Annotated in this window: 10 protein-coding genes; 6 read left to right on the forward strand and 4 right to left on the reverse strand. The window is 47.7% G+C overall.

The genetic code is table 11. The features are described 5' to 3' along the window. Positions 1-132 precede the first annotated feature (132 nt). Positions 133-1,725: a RagB/SusD family nutrient uptake outer membrane protein gene (locus KO473_RS03190; RefSeq protein WP_181996041.1), complete on the reverse strand. Its 1,593-nt coding sequence runs from the start codon at positions 1,723-1,725 to the stop codon at positions 133-135. A gap of 108 nt (positions 1,726-1,833) precedes the next feature. Then, the gene (locus KO473_RS03195; RefSeq protein WP_005819261.1) at positions 1,834-4,962 is read right to left on the reverse strand and encodes a TonB-dependent receptor; all 3,129 of its coding nucleotides are present in this window, start codon (positions 4,960-4,962) and stop codon (positions 1,834-1,836) included. 622 nt (positions 4,963-5,584) lie between these two features. Here KO473_RS03195 and KO473_RS03200 point away from each other — a divergent pair. The 6 genes from KO473_RS03200 to KO473_RS03225 all read left to right on the forward strand — a co-directional run bounded on the left by KO473_RS03200 (position 5,585) and on the right by KO473_RS03225 (position 13,270). Further along, positions 5,585-5,992 carry a hypothetical protein gene (locus tag KO473_RS03200; protein ID WP_005809130.1) on the forward strand — a complete coding sequence of 136 codons (408 nt, stop codon included), beginning with the start codon at positions 5,585-5,587 and terminating at the stop codon, positions 5,990-5,992. Next, a complete protein-coding gene (bioA, locus tag KO473_RS03205) occupies positions 5,982-8,219 on the forward strand; it encodes an adenosylmethionine--8-amino-7-oxononanoate transaminase (protein ID WP_122130506.1) in 2,238 nt (745 codons plus the stop codon). The genes KO473_RS03200 and bioA overlap by 11 nt, the downstream gene beginning before the upstream one ends. A 135-nt stretch (positions 8,220-8,354) precedes the next feature. Then, entirely contained in the window at positions 8,355-9,542 is a 1,188-nt protein-coding gene (locus tag KO473_RS03210; RefSeq protein WP_005819256.1) for an 8-amino-7-oxononanoate synthase, read from the forward strand. Between the two features lie 46 nt (positions 9,543-9,588). Further along, positions 9,589-11,034 (forward strand): malonyl-ACP O-methyltransferase BioC, encoded by a 1,446-nt coding sequence (gene bioC, locus KO473_RS03215; RefSeq protein WP_122130505.1) that lies wholly within the window; start codon positions 9,589-9,591, stop codon positions 11,032-11,034. Between the two features lie 31 nt (positions 11,035-11,065). Further along, positions 11,066-11,707: a dethiobiotin synthase gene (gene bioD / locus KO473_RS03220; protein WP_005819252.1), complete on the forward strand. Its 642-nt coding sequence runs from the start codon at positions 11,066-11,068 to the stop codon at positions 11,705-11,707. Between the two features lie 216 nt (positions 11,708-11,923). Then, complete coding sequence (locus KO473_RS03225) at positions 11,924-13,270, forward strand: NAD(P)/FAD-dependent oxidoreductase (protein WP_005819251.1); 1,347 nt, start codon at positions 11,924-11,926, stop codon at positions 13,268-13,270. A gap of 157 nt (positions 13,271-13,427) precedes the next feature. Here the strand turns inward: KO473_RS03225 and KO473_RS03230 are convergent, their stop codons facing one another. Together KO473_RS03230 and KO473_RS03235 are read right to left on the reverse strand one after the other, a co-directional pair. Next, positions 13,428-15,848: an ABC transporter permease gene (locus tag KO473_RS03230; RefSeq protein WP_005819250.1), complete on the reverse strand. Its 2,421-nt coding sequence runs from the start codon at positions 15,846-15,848 to the stop codon at positions 13,428-13,430. Continuing rightward, positions 15,845-16,561, reverse strand: a complete 717-nt coding sequence (locus tag KO473_RS03235) for an ABC transporter ATP-binding protein (RefSeq protein ID WP_005819248.1) — start codon at positions 16,559-16,561, stop codon at positions 15,845-15,847. The genes KO473_RS03230 and KO473_RS03235 overlap by 4 nt, the downstream gene beginning before the upstream one ends. Positions 16,562-16,573: the final 12 nt, after the last annotated feature.

Genomic DNA, 16,573 nt, shown 5'->3' on the forward strand with positions numbered 1-16,573 from the left:
TTAACGGTATTGATAAAAAAGGTGTGTCGCAACTCTTATTCACCGCAGAGTTATGACACACCTTTTGTCTATTGTATTAATCTATCTGATTTTTCAGAAACAGGTCATATAAAATCAGTTGACTATGATTTCTTATTTCAGATTCGTATTTGCATTCGTCTCTTTTTCAGGAATAGAATACAAATAATACTTACTATTGGGCACAAACTTCGTTCCATCGGGGAAGCTGGTAAACCAATGTCCTTCCGGATGATACTTCTTGAAAGTGCCGTTCTGCTGCCAGCAATCGTACTCTTTAGCAGCTTCCACATCAGTCAGTGCCACACGTACCACAGGACGTTGCGTACGGAGGACATCAGTGATACCAAACCCTTCGCCCCACAATTCGCGACGACGCTCCATCAGAATTTCGTCAATCACTTGTTCCTGTGTTTTTCCGGTAAGATCATAGTCAGTCAGTCCGCGGGCATTCCTTAAAGTGTTAAGCGGTTTTACCGCTTCGCCCAATTGACCTTTACGTGCCAAAGCTTCGGCAGCTATCAGATACATCTCGGCAGAACGCATAATGACAATATCTCCCGTCTGATCAGAGCGGATACGGAACTTGCGGTATCCCAGATAACCTTCACGCATCCACTGGAACAATTCCAGACGGATATCACCTTCGGTAAAAGTATCCTTGAAATGCGGATCGGCCATAAAACTATTATATGAATCGGGTTCCACCACATCCAGATAATAGAAGTTATAACTGGCATCGGACTGGCTGACAGATTGCGGATGTCCCCAGATCCACTCGGTATTCGATATATCGTTGAAACCCATATAGTTTTTGGCGTCCGTCATCAAAGTATATCCTTTGGCTGCTTCAAGCGCGGCTTTAGCAGCTTCGTCCCACTGTCCGGTGAGCAGATAAGTACGGGCCAGAAGTCCGTTTACCACATCAGTGTTAGGTTTATATTTCGACTTGTCGTTCGGACGTACATAGCCGTCAAGAAGCCCTTTGGCACGGTTAAGGTCATTAATGATCTGTGTATAAATCTCTTCAAGAGTCGCCTTCCCCTTAGGTTTGGTATTCGGATTGGTGGGTTCGGTATACAACGGCACACAAAGAGCATTCTTATCTTTCAGATAGGTGAACTGATAATGCTGTGCCAAATGAAGATAACAGAAAGCACGTACGGCGAGTGCCTGTCCCTGGGCATGCCGGAATTCCGGTGTATCATCATCCCCGGTAGCCTGGATAGAAATGGCCGTATTACAGTTATCAATGGTCTTATACATCAGATACCAGGCAAAAGTGGTACGCCCGTCGGAAGGCATCACCACGTCGTTGAACTGATAAGAAGAATTAAACCCATACATGGGACGTGAAACTACGTCATCAGCCATCATGTCGTCCTGGCACATCAAAGCACGATAGCCGATGTTGGCATAAGTGGTACCATATTCGAACAGATTGTACCACGCACCGTTAAAGATGCGTTCGGCATTCGAAGGCACGGGTACGAGACCGGAATCTACGGCATCTGTCGGCTTATTGTCGAGGAAGTCGCTGCTGCAACTCCCCAAGAACAAAAGAAAGAAGAGGAGGAAAAAGGAAACCTTACCTTTGGGAATCTTATCTCCGGAGGTATTACTCACGGAAGCCTCTCTCCCACCCTCTGTCCGAAGAAAAAGAGAAGAGGAGATACGTCTGTTATTGTTAAATCGTATTGTTCTCATATCATCTGTTATTTTATACTTTACTATATCTGTTATATATGATTTATTCATGATTAAATCGAGCTGAAGCATACTATTGCAACAGTACCTTTTCTGAGGATTAAAACCTTAGAACGAAACATTGATTCCTCCTGAAATGGAACGCATAGCCGGATAACGGTAATATGTCAACCCACTGATATCCTGTTCGGGATCGAGTCCCTGATTCTTCGAAACGGTGAGCAGATTATCGGCCTGTACAAACAATTGCAGGCTGTTCAGGCTGATCTTCTTTATCATCGGTTGCGGGAAGTTATACGATAGTGTGATATTCTTCATCCGCAGGAACGAGTTATTAAACAGGTTACGCGTCGAATTTGCATTCCAACTGTTCGATACGGTTTTCAGTGCCGGTACATCAGTATATCGATTCTCCGGTGTCCAACGGTTCAGAATTTCTGTCGACCAGGCACGTCCGGTAGAACTTCCGTTATGCCATAGCATAGTCACGTCACGGTCCACGATATAATTTCCGATACTATAGGCAAAAATTGTCGATAGTTCAAAACCCTTATACGAGAAAGCAGTATTAAATCCCCCGTACACTTTGGGTAAGGATGATTTGCCGGTATAGTAATAATCCGCCTGGGCATAGTCATTGGTAGTCGTACGCCCGGTGATCTTGTTATTGGCATCCTTCACATTTTTGTACCACAACGGATCCCCGTTTTCCGGATCAACTCCCGCCCATTTTTTCATGTAGAAATCATAAACAGAACGTCCCACAGCCAGTTTATGAACTCCGCTCACAGGCATATCTTTCAATGGAAGGTCGGTCACGACATTCTTATAATGTGTCAGGTTAAGCCCCAATCGCCACATAAAGTCCCGGGTATGGATTAAGGTACCTTTCAGATCAATTTCCACACCGGTATTCTTCAATTCGCCTACATTCTCGTCCACTGAATTATAACCGAGTGAAGGGGCCAACGGACGGGAATAGAGCAAATCTTTCGAACGCCGCTGGAAGAAATCGAACGAACCGGAGAATCGATTGTTGAACAATGAGAAGTCAATGCCGGCATTGAAATTCAGGTTGGTTTCCCACTTCAGTTTTGGTGTAGCCAGACGATCGGATACCAATGCATTCTCTCCGTTATTGCTCACCACCGAATAAAGTCCGCTGCTGGCATAATACGTTCCTAAATTATCGTTACCCTGCGCACCATAACTAACCTTCAATGTTAGGGCAGAAAGCCAGTCGCTCGTAGCCACCATGAAGTCTTCACGATCGATACGCCAGGAAGCACCGACGGACCAGAAATTACCCCAACGGGTCTCTGGAGCAAAACGGGAAGATCCGTCCCGCCGATAAGAACCTGAAAAGAAATATTTGCTTTGATAGTCATATTGGGCATTTAAGAAGTACCCTACCAACGAGTAATTAACGCGGTATCCTGTCCCTCCGGTTACCAGCGAACCGACAGCCAGTTCGGGAAAATCGGGCAATGCCATATTCGAACGGGATGCCCGCAACACATCGTAACGGTAAGAATAAGCCTCTTGTCCGGCCAACAGGTTGAAATGATGCTCTCCGAGGGTTTTGTCATAAGTCAGGATATTATTCCAGGTCCACGAAAAAGTACGGTCGTTTTCACGACTCGATGAACCTCCGGTATTAACAGCCGGGCCTATTTTAGGGTTGGTATAGTCGAGTGAATTATAATTGATCAGGTCGAAGTTGAAGCTGGTTTTAAACTTCAATCCTTCGATAAAGGTAACTTCAAGGAAAGTACGTCCCGAAAATTCATCTTTCATACGCTCCGACTTATCATTGGGTAATGTAGCCGGAAGGTTCCAGTTAGCCATCGAACCGGACGGACGGTAAGAACCGAAATCGTATATCCGCTGTCCCTCGGAATCCAGTTTATAGGTTCCGTCTTCGTTCATCTGATAGATGGGATAGAACCCGTTCATCAGACGGCCGGCATTGATGACGTTACTTGTTTTCGTATCCGATGATACAGGATAATTCTGCAAAGAGTGGGCAAAGCTCATGTTCACTCCTCCCCGAAGCCATTTGGTCATCTGGCTTGTCACGTTCGAACGGAGATTAAAGCGTTCATAGCCGGACTCCAAGGCAATACCTTTATCATTCAGATATCCGGCAGAGAAGTAGTATTGATTGGTTTTACCCCCTCCTGAGACATTCAATCCCAATTCCGTACGAAGTGCCTGCTGCTCCATGGCATCCTGCCAGTCGAAATTCCAAAGTGGAACGGCCCCGTCCACCAATTTTCCATCCGTGCCTACCGGCTGAGGGTATTTAGCCCCATAAGGATTGGGACCACTCCCCATCAGTTTTCCTACCAAGTCTTTAGAAGCTTTGATAGCCGCTGTCTGAGGAGTATAATTCTTTGTATCCAGTGCATATTGGTTACGTAAAGCCTCCCAATAAAGTTCGAAGTACTGATCGGTGCCGATCCGGTCGTAATCGCGTACCGCGCGATTGGAACCACCGAAGCTGGCTTTCACATTCACCGTAGTCTTCGAATCGCTTTGTCCCTGCTTGGTGGTGATAATGATTACACCGTTGGCTCCACGCGAACCGTACAAAGCAGCCGAGGCCGCATCTTTCAGAACGGTCATCGATGCGATATCTTCGGGGTTGATAGAGTTCACACTGCCGTCATAAGGCACACCATCCACTACATAAAGAGGTGCGCTGGACGCATTGATGGATCCGATACCGCGGATACGTATGGTTGCATCGGTACCCGGCTGACCGCTTGCGGCACTTGCCTGCAGACCGGCTACGGTTCCTTCAAGGGCACGTGACACACTCGAGGTTTGTAACTTTGCTATCTCGTCACCTTTAACGGTAGAGGCGGCACCGGTGAAACTATATTTTTTGGCAGTGGCATAGGCTACTACCATCACTTCTTCCAATTGTTTGCTGTCGGGCACCAGTTCGACATTGATCACTGAGCGTCCACTCACTTTATGTTCCACAGATTTCAGCCCGATAAAACTGAATACCAGCGTACCATCGGACGGTACATTAATGGAATACTTACCGTCGATACCCGTAATGGTACCGACACTGGTTCCTTTCACTAATACCGATACACCGGGCAACGGGTCTCCTTCGGACACAACAGTGCCCGAAACACGTATGTCATTCATTGTCCCGGCATGTAATGCTGCAACCGAAACCACAAAGAGCAACGTAAATAATAGACGTAAATTGGTCTTCATACCTTAAGTTTAGTTATGTTTAAATTAGAATCTTTTGTTTAACACACAATCCGGCAGATTGTTGTTAAAAGCTTTGAAATTGTTGTTTTATTCTTGAAGGTGTGTCAAAAGCCACCTACATTTTTTAATTAATTTTCACAAATCATTCCATGCTGCAAAAGTAGAGTATAGGGGTTGTTCCCGAAATCCCTTTTATAGGGGATTCTTGTACCGCATTTGTGGTAGGGAAGATATCCTTCATCTGTTCCTTGATTCCGGAGTCGGATAACAATAATCATTTACATTAAATATCATCTTCGATACCTGCCCGTACAATAGGCTTGTCCCTGCCCAACAGTCACCGTGTCTCCGCCCAACAGTCACCGTGTCTCTGCCCAACAGTGACCACGTCTCCGCCCAACAGTGACCACGTTCGGGAATAATCTGCCCTACAAGTCTTCTGGGAGGTCATGATATCCGGGAAGCAACACGCACGGCAGTCCCGGAAAACATGCGAAGAATATCAACAAGCAGTAATCTTTCCAACAAATATCTACCCGCAAACCGATACGATCCCTTGGTCATTCCGCGGATTCTTTGTAGCTTTGCCCCGTCCGGTAACATGATATTCCCCATATAGCTTATGAAAAAAGAAAGGTATATATCGCATTCGTTCATCCGCTTCCGCCAGTGGAGCCGGAAAGCCTATGCCATATTCGCCACTTTGGGATTGTGTGTCACCATCGGACAATTGAGAAAGAATGTCACGGAATGTGCGTTGTGTAAGCAACAGACTCCACATGCGGAAGGAATTGACCCGCAACGTGAAACAGAAGATTCTGTCCCGGAAGAAGATTGGGAGAGTACCGTACTGTCTCCCACACCCTTACTCTTTCTTTTCATTCCATTTCAATCTTTGAAATATTCTTATTCAGGTGCCGCACAGCAGGCTGTTGCGACATCCGTTTTATACATTTTATATAAAGAGGTTGCCTCCCATCCAAATGGGACCGGCAACCTCTTTTTTAATTCCCCATCCTATGACCATTGAAGAAATCAAAAACCAAGTATTACAGGGAACGGCGATCAGCCGTGAGCAGGCCGAATGGCTGGCACAATTTCCCCGAAAAGAAGAGTTGTACGATGCAGCGCACGAAATCACCCGTTTCTGCGCTTCACAGGAGTTCGACATGTGTTCCATCATCAATGCCCGTTCGGGACGCTGCCCCGAAAACTGCAAATGGTGTGCACAGTCGTCCCACTACAAGACGAAGGCAGATGTATACGATCTGGTGAGTGCGGAAGAGTGTCTGCGTCAAGCCAAATACAACGAGGCGCAAGGAATCAATCGTTTTTCACTGGTGACCAGTGGTCGGAAACCTTCGCCTAAAAACATGAAGGAACTTTGTGTAGCCGCACGACGGATGCGACGTCACTCGTCTATCCGGCTATGCGCCTCACTGGGACTATTGGACGAAGAAGAATTACAGGCACTGTACAATGCCGGAGTCACCCGGTATCACTGTAACCTTGAGACTGCTCCTTCACATTTCGACTCACTCTGCACCACACATACACAGGAGCAGAAACTGAAGACCCTGCATGCCGCACGACGGGTGGGAATGGACCTTTGTTGCGGAGGTATCATCGGTATGGGCGAAACCGTGGAACAACGAATCGAGTTTGCCTTCACGCTCCGCGAGCTCGACATTCAATCCATCCCGATCAACTTGCTGCAACCCATACCGGGCACTCCGCTCGAACATCAGTCACCGCTCAGCGAAGAAGAGGTACTGACAACAGTTGCCCTTTTCCGTTTCATAAATCCTACAGCCTACCTGCGCTTTGCCGGAGGACGTTCGCAGTTAACGCCCGAAGCTGTCCGGAAATCGCTCTATATCGGCATTAACTCCGCCATTGTGGGAGATTTGCTGACTACTCTTGGCTCTAAAGTATCGGATGACAAAGAGATGATTCTTTCGGAAGGCTACCATTTTGCCGACTCACAGTTCGACCGCGAACACTTATGGCACCCGTATACTTCGACTTCCAATCCACTTCCGGTCTATAAAGTGAAACGGGCTGACGGTGTCACCATCACATTAGCAAGCGGGCAGACACTGATCGAAGGTATGTCATCGTGGTGGTGTGCGGTCCACGGATACAATCATCCGGCATTGAACCGGGCAGCACAAGAGCAACTCAGCAAGATGTCTCACGTCATGTTCGGCGGCCTTACGCACGATCCGGCTATCGAACTGGGCAAACTGTTGCTGCCGCTGGTTCCGCCTTCCATGCAAAAGATATTCTATGCCGATTCAGGTTCGGTAGCAGTTGAAGTAGCAATGAAAATGGCCGTACAGTATTGGTATGCAGCCGGACAACCGGAAAAAAGTAATTTCGTCACCATCCGCAACGGCTACCACGGAGATACCTGGAATGCCATGTCGGTATGCGATCCGGTAACGGGAATGCATAGTATTTTCGGTTCGGCACTCCCTATCCGCCATTTCCTCCCCGCCCCTACTTCACGGTTCGGAGACGAATGGGATCCGGAAGACATCCGTCCGCTGGAACAACTGCTGGAAAAGCAGTCCGGAAAATTGGCAGCTTTCATTCTCGAGCCAATTGTACAAGGTGCGGGAGGCATGCGGTTCTATCATCCGGAATACCTGCGGCAAGCTGCACACCTCTGCCGACAGCATGGGGTATTGTTGATCTTTGACGAAATAGCGACCGGATTCGGGCGTACCGGAAAATTCTTCGCCTGGGAACATGCCGGAGTAGAGCCGGACATCATGTGCATCGGAAAAGCCCTGACAGGAGGATACATGACCCTGTCGGCAGTACTGACCACCAACGAAGTAGCAGACTGCATCTCCAACCATTTCCCGGGTGCCTTCATGCACGGGCCTACGTTTATGGGAAATCCTCTGGCATGTGCCGTGGCGTGTGCATCGGTACGGCTGCTTCTGGAATCCGGCTGGCAAGAAAACGTAAAACGGATCGAAGCGCAACTAAACCGTGAACTGGCTCCGGCACGTAATCTTCCTCAAGTGGCGGACGTACGGGTATTGGGTGCCATCGGAGTGATCGAAATGAAAGAACCGGTGAACATGGCACACCTCCAACGCCGTTTTGTAGAAGAAGGGATCTGGCTGCGTCCGTTTGGTAAACTGGTATATGTAATGCCCCCGTTTATCATTACATCCGAACAGTTGACGAAACTGACGGAAGGAATGATAGAATGTATAACCGACGGCTCCACCTGTCTCTAAACGAATACGATTCACCACAGAGGACACAGAGGACACAGAGAATATCTTTCTCTTAAACATCCATATAAACAAGAGATTAAAACTCTGTGCCCTCTGTGTCCTCCGTGGTGAATTAAACTCAAAAACATTACAATCATGAACTATAATCAAGAAACGGAAGGCTATGAATCCGTCCGTTTCTTTGAGGAGTTGAAACTTCTCAAAGAACAGAATAATTTCCGTATCCTCCCTACCCTGATTCATCAAGGCAAAGAGGTCATCATTAACGGGCAACGGATGCTAAACCTATCGTCCAACGATTACTTGGGACTGGCCAATGATACTGTCTTACTAAATGCTTTCTGGCAGACAGTAAAACCGGAAGAAGTTAAATTCTCTTCCTCTTCCTCCCGTCTGCTTACCGGTAATTTTGCCGCATACGGTGAACTGGAAGATCTCTTGTCTTCACTTTTCGGAACAGAAGCAGCATTGGTATTCAACTGCGGATATCATGCCAATACAGGTATTCTGCCGGCCGTATGCAACACAAAGACACTGATCCTTGCGGACAAACTGGTACATGCCAGCCTGATAGACGGTATCCGGCTATCGGAGGCCAAATGTATCCGCTACCGGCACAATGAATACAGCCAATTGGAAAGGTTAGTGGAAACCCACCACAAACAATACGAACAGGTGATAATCGTTACCGAAAGCATCTTCAGTATGGATGGAGACGAAGCAGACCTGCCCCGGCTGGTCAAGCTCAAACAAAAGTACCCGAACATACTGCTCTACGTGGACGAAGCCCATGCTGTCGGGGTTCGGGGGACCGGTGGACTGGGATGTGCCGAAGCTTACGGATGCATAGCGGATATCGACTTTCTGGTAGGTACTTTCGGGAAAGCGCTGGCTTCCTCTGGGGCATATATCGTGTGCGGGCAAGTAATACGGGATTATCTGATTAACAAAATGCGTCCTTTCATCTTCACCACCGGCCTTCCGCCCGTCACCCTGCAATGGACTTCATTCGTACTCCGCCATTTGGCCGGATATCAGGCAAAGAGGGAACACTTAGCGGCCATCGGCAACCGTTTGCGGGCTGCGCTCCGGGAGAAAGGTTATTCTTCCGCTTCAGTCAGTCAGATCGTGCCTATGGTAGCGGGTGAAAGCGCAACTGCCTTACAGATAGCGAAAGAGTTACAACGCAAAGGATTCTACGCATTACCTGTACGTCCGCCTACAGTACCGGAAGGTACTTCCCGCATCCGCTTTTCACTGACCGCAGACGTGACGGATGAGGAAGTCGAAAAACTCATATCAACAGTAAATGATAATCGATGAACTGTAAACGATGAATGATAAACTGTGAACGATAAACAATAAAGCTATGATACTTAAAAGACTATATCAATCAAAATATTCTCAGAACTCTCCTCTCCCCGGGAGAGAGACCGGGAGTGAAGTCATTCTCTTCTTTACCGGATGGGGAATGGACGAAACTCCCTTCATACATTATCTCCCGCAACATAGAGACTTGATTATCTGCTATGATTACCGTTCCCTTGACTTTGACAAGACGTTGCTCTCCACATATACCCAAATACAGGTTGTAGCCTGGTCAATGGGAGTATGGGCTGCTTCACAAGTGCTGCAAGGCAGTAACCTCCCCATAACGCAAAGCATTGCCATCAACGGTACCCCTTTCCCCATCGATGACGCAAGAGGAATCCCCCCCGTCATTTTTGAGGGCACACTCAGCAACCTCAGCGAAGCAACGCTACAGAAGTTTCGCCGGCGGATGTGCGGTTCGGGAAGTGACTTTAAGGCTTTCTGCGAGATAGCTCCCCAAAGAACGGTTGAGGAACTGAAAGAGGAACTGGCCGCCATCCACAGGCAATGCAACGAACTGCCCCCATCCGCCTTTGTCTGGAATAAAGCGATTATCGGAGAATCAGACCATATCTTTCCGTCCCGGAATCAGGAACAGGCGTGGGAAGGGCATTGCACTGAAATACAACGATATGAAGGAGCACATTATGACGATAAGATATTGAAAGAGAACCTCTCTCCCATTATTCCCTTTTCCAAACAACTGATCGCCCAACGCTTCTCGAAAGCAATCGATACCTATCCTCACGAAGCCCGCGTGCAACAGCAGATTGCCCGGAAAATGTGTACCCTGTTACAGCAGCACCTCCCCCGGCAATCTTTCCGCCGCATCGTAGAGTTCGGTTGTGGCACGGGTACTTACTCGCGTTTGTTGCTCCGTTCGTTTCGTCCGGAACGCTTACTACTGAATGATCTCTGTGAAGAGATGCGCCACAGTTGCGAAGATATCCTGAACGAACAGGTTTCTTTCCTGCCCGGAGATGCCGAAGCACTTGCTTTTCCCCACGGAACGGAACTAATCACCTCGTGTTCCGTCCTGCAATGGTTTGAGCATCCCGACGCTTTTTTCCGCAAATGCGAAAACATCTTGAATGCAAAGGGATACATCGCCTTCAGTACATTCGGGAAAGAAAACATGAAAGAGATCCGTCAACTGACCGGACAGGGACTCGCCTACCGTTCGAGAGAAGAACTGACTGCTTCGCTCTCGGCACTATACGACATCGTACATACGGAAGAAGAAATCATCTCACTGAATTTCAGCAATCCGATGGAAGTACTTTATCACCTGAAACAAACCGGAGTGACGGGTACCTGTAACAGCGCCTGGACCCGGAGCAAACTGAACCTCTTCTGTCAGGAATATGAGCGTCTGTTCAGCCCCGGTAAAGGCTCTGTTTCACTGACCTATCATCCCATTTATATCATTGCGAAAAAGAGATAATAACGACCTGCGGGTCTCAAACATAAGAAGTATGAAAAAGAATGTGTATTTTATCAGCGGCATCGACACAGATGCAGGCAAGAGTTATGCCACAGGTTATCTGGCACGGGAATTGAACCGGAAAGGCCAACGTACCATTACCCAAAAGTTTATCCAGACCGGAAATACCGGTCATTCGGAAGATATCGACCTGCACCGCCGCATCATGAACATTGCCCTTACCGATGACGACCGGGAAGGATTGACCATGCCTGAAATCTTTTCTTATCCTTGTTCCCCACATCTCGCCTCACGTATCGACGGACGGCCTATCGATTTCGACAAGATAGAACGTGCCACAGAAGAGTTGAGCCACCGTTACGACATCGTCCTGCTCGAAGGTGCCGGCGGACTGATGGTTCCACTCACCGAAGAGTTCCTGACCATCGACTATGTAGCGCAAAAGGGTTATCCGTTGCTTTTTGTCACTTCGGGCAAGTTAGGCAGCATCAACCATACTCTCCTCAGTCTGGAAGCTATCAAAAGCCGGGGCATCGAACTGGATACGGTGTTATACAACCTCTATCCCACAGTCGAAGACCGGACTATACAGGAGGATACACGGCTATTTATCCAACGGTATCTGAAGAAGCATTTCCCGGAAACTAAATTCAGGACAGTACCGGAATTATAAATGCCACGGTACACGATTGCAAAATCTCTTTCACCACAGATTAACGGATTACACAAACAGACAATTCACGGATAAGCAACCCCGGCTGTTATATCTTTGTGTAATCTCTTAATCTGTGTATTTTAATTGCTGTTTACGGAAACTTTATACCGATGATAAATGTTTATTCCATGACATTAGTTTTTAGACACATCAGGTTAAATAGAAGTTTTCAGTATGAGTTTCAACATTGTAAAAAACGACAAGAAGCGTGTCATCATCGTAGGTGGTGGCTTCGGTGGTCTCAAGTTGGCCAACAAGCTAAAGAAATCTGGCTTTCAGGTTGTTTTAGTAGACAAGAACAATTATCATCAGTTTCCTCCCCTGATTTATCAGGTCGCATCCGCCGGACTTGAACCCAGCTCTATCTCCTTCCCTTTCCGGAAGATTTTTCAGAAGCGAAAAGACTTTTACTTCCGCATGGCAGAGGTACGGGCCATTTTCCCCGAGAAAAAGATGATCCAGACTTCCATCGGTAAAGCAGAATATGATTACCTGGTATTGGCAGCCGGCACTACTTCGAACTTCTTCGGCAACGAGCACATCGAAGAAGAAGCCATGCCTATGAAAACCGTTTCGGAAGCCATGGGATTGAGAAATGCTCTGCTGGCAAACTTTGAACGGTCAATCACCTGCGCCACAGAACGTGAGCGACAGGAGTTGCTTAATGTTGTCGTAGTGGGCGGGGGAGCCACGGGAGTGGAGATAGCCGGAGTACTTTCGGAAATGAAAAAGTTCGTACTCCCCAATGATTATCCGGATATGCCCAGCAGCCTGATGCACGTCTATCTGATTGAAGCGGGAGACAGACTGTTGGCCGGAATGTCCGAAGATTCATCGCGTCATGCCGAACAGTTCCTACGTGAGATGGGAGTCAATATCCTGCTGAACAAGCGGGTGACGGACTACAAAGATCATAAAGTGGTGTTGGAAGACGGTACAGAGATAGCGACACGCACCTTCATCTGGGTGAGTGGTGTGGCAGCCATCACCTTTGGCAATATCAGCGGAGAGTTACTGGGACGGGGAAGAAGAATCAAGGTAGACGAATTTAACCGTGTACAGGGAACTGAGCATATTTTCGCAATCGGCGACCAGTGTATCCAGACCACGGACAAGAACTATCCCAACGGACACCCGCAACTGGCACAAGTAGCCATCCAACAAGGAGAGCTGCTTGCCAAAAACCTGCAAAGACTGGAAAAAGGAAAACCGATGCAACCGTTCCATTACCGCAACCTGGGATCGATGGCAACCGTAGGACGCAACCGTGCCGTAGCAGAGTTCAGCAGTTTCAAAACCGCCGGATGGCTGGCTTGGGTGATGTGGCTGGTTGTTCACTTACGTTCCATCCTGGGAGTCCGAAACAAAGCAAACGTATTGCTTAACTGGGTATGGAATTACTTCACTTACGACCAGTCTCTGCGAATGATTGTTTATGCAAAAAAAGCAAAAGAGGTGCGTGACCGTGAAGAACTGGAAGCGAAAACTCATTGGGGTGAAGAGAACCATACACAGCAATAAAGGAATTATCGCTCCGCTCAGGAATCGGAGAAATAAAACCAACTGATTTTGCAATGACTTTTAATTCACTACAGAGTACACAGAGAGCATAGAGTTTTTAATCTCTGTGTACTCCGTGTACTCTGTGGTGAATCGTATTCGTATCTATTGCGTCAGGTTACTCATATCGTAATGAACGTGCCGGTTTCCCCACTATAATCTTCACTGTCTGGCAGGCTACTGTCACAAACGAAATCAGCAGCATCAACACTACCGGAATTATAAAGAACCATGCTTTCAGGTCCGTGCGGAAAGCATAATGACTCAACCAGGCATTCATGCTGAACCAGGCGACGGGCAGCGCAATGACTACTGCTACCAGAATTAATTGGAAGAAGCCTTTACCCAGTTGATAGAACAGATTCCAACGGGTAGCCCCCAATACTTTCCGGATTCCCATCTCCTTGGTACGCGTCGAGCACGAAAACATTACCAGTACCCACAATCCCAAACAAGAAATGAAAATAGCCAGACCTGTAAAACAGCCGATCATGACACCGAACACCTCATCCTGCCGATACTGATGATCGAAGAACTGGTCGAGGAAGAAGAAGTCGTAACTGGAATCTTCGAAATAGCGATGCCAGATCTCCTCAACCTGTGACACCAGCTCCTTCGGGTCGCCGGACTTCATCACAACAGAGATATACCGTTGCGGCAACCAGTCGATTTTATCTTTATGAATCAACATAATCGGCGTATAATTTTTATTGAGTGCCTGCTGGTGATAATCCTTCACCACGCCGATGATCTGCATCGGAGAATCGGTACACTCCACCTCTATCTCTTCGCCGAGAGCCTCTTCGTTAGAAGCAAATCCTAAGTTACGGACAGCAGACTCGTTGACCACCAACTTATTCACGTCGTCTCCATAATCCTCAGAGAACCCGCGTCCAGCCACAAGCTGAAGTCCGTAAGCATCGATGTAGTCCGGGTCACACACCAGCATTTCATAGAGCCGGTTTTGCTTCAAAGCGTCGCTTTTCCGGCGATTGGATAAGAAAGTAGCCACCTCCTCACCCGGAACCGCACCAGAAAAAGTGACCTTATCCACCAAAGGCAGACGGGCAATAGCTTTCTTCATGGCTTCGAGTTTGGTATTCATCCCTTCGGTCCGTCCGGGGAATTTCACCACCAGGGTCTGGTCCGTCTTCACTCCCAACGACTGACTGCGCATGAAGTTCAACTGCGCAAACACAATCAATGTACCGCACAGCAGAATCATGGAAGCTGTATACTGAACAACCACGAGCACTTTGCGAGTGCCTTCTCCCGACTTACTGTTGAGGAACTTTCCCTTCAGCAACGTAATCGGTTTACGATTCAGCAGTGCCAGCGCAGGATAATAACCGGAAAGGAAAATACCGCCAACTAACACGAACAACAGTAACAACCACCAATATCCGGTCAGCCAGACAGAGAAGGTAACCGTACGGCTTACCAACTGATTGAAATACGGGAGAACCAGTTCAATCAGCCCCACAGCCAGCACAAAAGCAACCAGGTTCATCACCAAAGCCTCAAACAAGAACTGTGAAATAAGCTGTTTGCGGAAAGCTCCTATCACCCGGCGTACCCCTACTTCCTTGGCACGTTCCATCGAACGGGCTACGGTCAGGTTGATATAATTGATCCAGGCAATTGCCAGAATGGCTATGGCAGCAAAAATCAGGGCAATCATCGCCGTGCGGTTTCCCTTGATCTCGGCCTCGTATCCCACTTGGGGTTTGAGATGGATATCGGCCAATGGAGTCAGTGAAACGCCCCAGATTTTGTTCTTCAAAGCCTCGTCCGTCTTATATTTCTCCGCCATTGCCGGAAACGCTTCTTCTATTTCTGCCTTCCTTTCGGGAGAATCGAGTAATACGTAAGTATAGACCTCGTGCTTATACCAATAATCATGCAAATACTGTCCGAGCGATTTATAGGAAATCAGGAAATTGTAATGGACATGTGAATTGGAAGGCATCTCTTTCATAACACCGGTCACTTCGCAAACCACCTTGTCATAAGGTCCAGTAAAGATAAGTATCTTACCGATTGGATCTTCATCCTGAAAATATTTACGGGCAATCCGTTCGGTGATGACCACCTGCCGGGGCATGGAGAGGCAAGTGGCCTTATCTCCTTTCACCAACTCAAAGTCGAACAAACGGAAGAAGCTGGGATCGGCATAAGCAATCTGGTTTTCACGTAAAGTAAGTTCACCATACTTCACAATCTGTTCCGGCTGATACAAGGAGACCACCCGCGTATAGTCTTCAATTCCGGCCAGATTCTCTTTCATGGCCGAACCATAACCAAACGAACTGCTGGCCCAATAGTCGGTCTGTACTTCGCCTTCATAGAAAGTGCTTTCCACACGGAAAATGCGTTCGTACTTCTCGTGCATCTTGTCGAAACTGAACTCAAAAGTGACATAAGTCAATATCAGCAAGGCAGATGCCATGCCGACTGCCAATCCGAAAACATTGATGAAACTGAATCCCTTCCGTTTCATCAGGTTACGATAGGCACTATTCCAATAATTCCCTATCATACGCTCTCTGTATTAGTCCCGGAAGTTTCGACCAACGGACGGTTGATATTCTCGGCTACGATCTTCCCATCGAGCAGGCGGATAATCCGGTGGGCATAAGTCGCATCACGCTGCGAGTGAGTAACGATGATGATGGTAGTCCCCTGACGGTTCAGTTCCCGTAGTAGCTCCATCACTTCCACACCGTTTACCGAGTCGAGGTTTCCGGTCGGTTCATCGGCAAGCAACAATTTACAGTCCGTCACCACGGCACGGGCTATGGCGACGCGCTGTTGTTGTCCACCGGAAAGCTGTTGCGGAAAATGATTGGCACGGTGCAACAAATTTACTTTCTCAAGTACCTGTTTCACCTTTTCTTTCCGTATGGCAGGTTTCATGCCCAGATATACCAGAGGAAGCTCCACATTCTCGTATACGGTCAGTTCGTCAATCAGGTTGAAACTCTGGAAAATAAATCCCAGATTTCCCTTACGCAGAGCCGTCAGTTGGTTCTCGTTCATCTTATCCACCTGTTTGCCTTCGAAGAAGTAAGAGCCGGAAGTGGGTGAATCGAGTGTACCCAGGATATTCAGCAGAGTAGACTTGCCACACCCGGAAGGGCCCATGATAGCTACAAATTCTCCCCGCTCCACTTGCATAGTCACTTCATTCAACGCTTTGGTCTGCACCTCCTCGGTGGTGAAGAGCATAGACAGTTTTTCTGTTTTAATCATAATCGTTATATA

The organism is Bacteroides sp. HF-4919 (assembly GCF_018860125.1).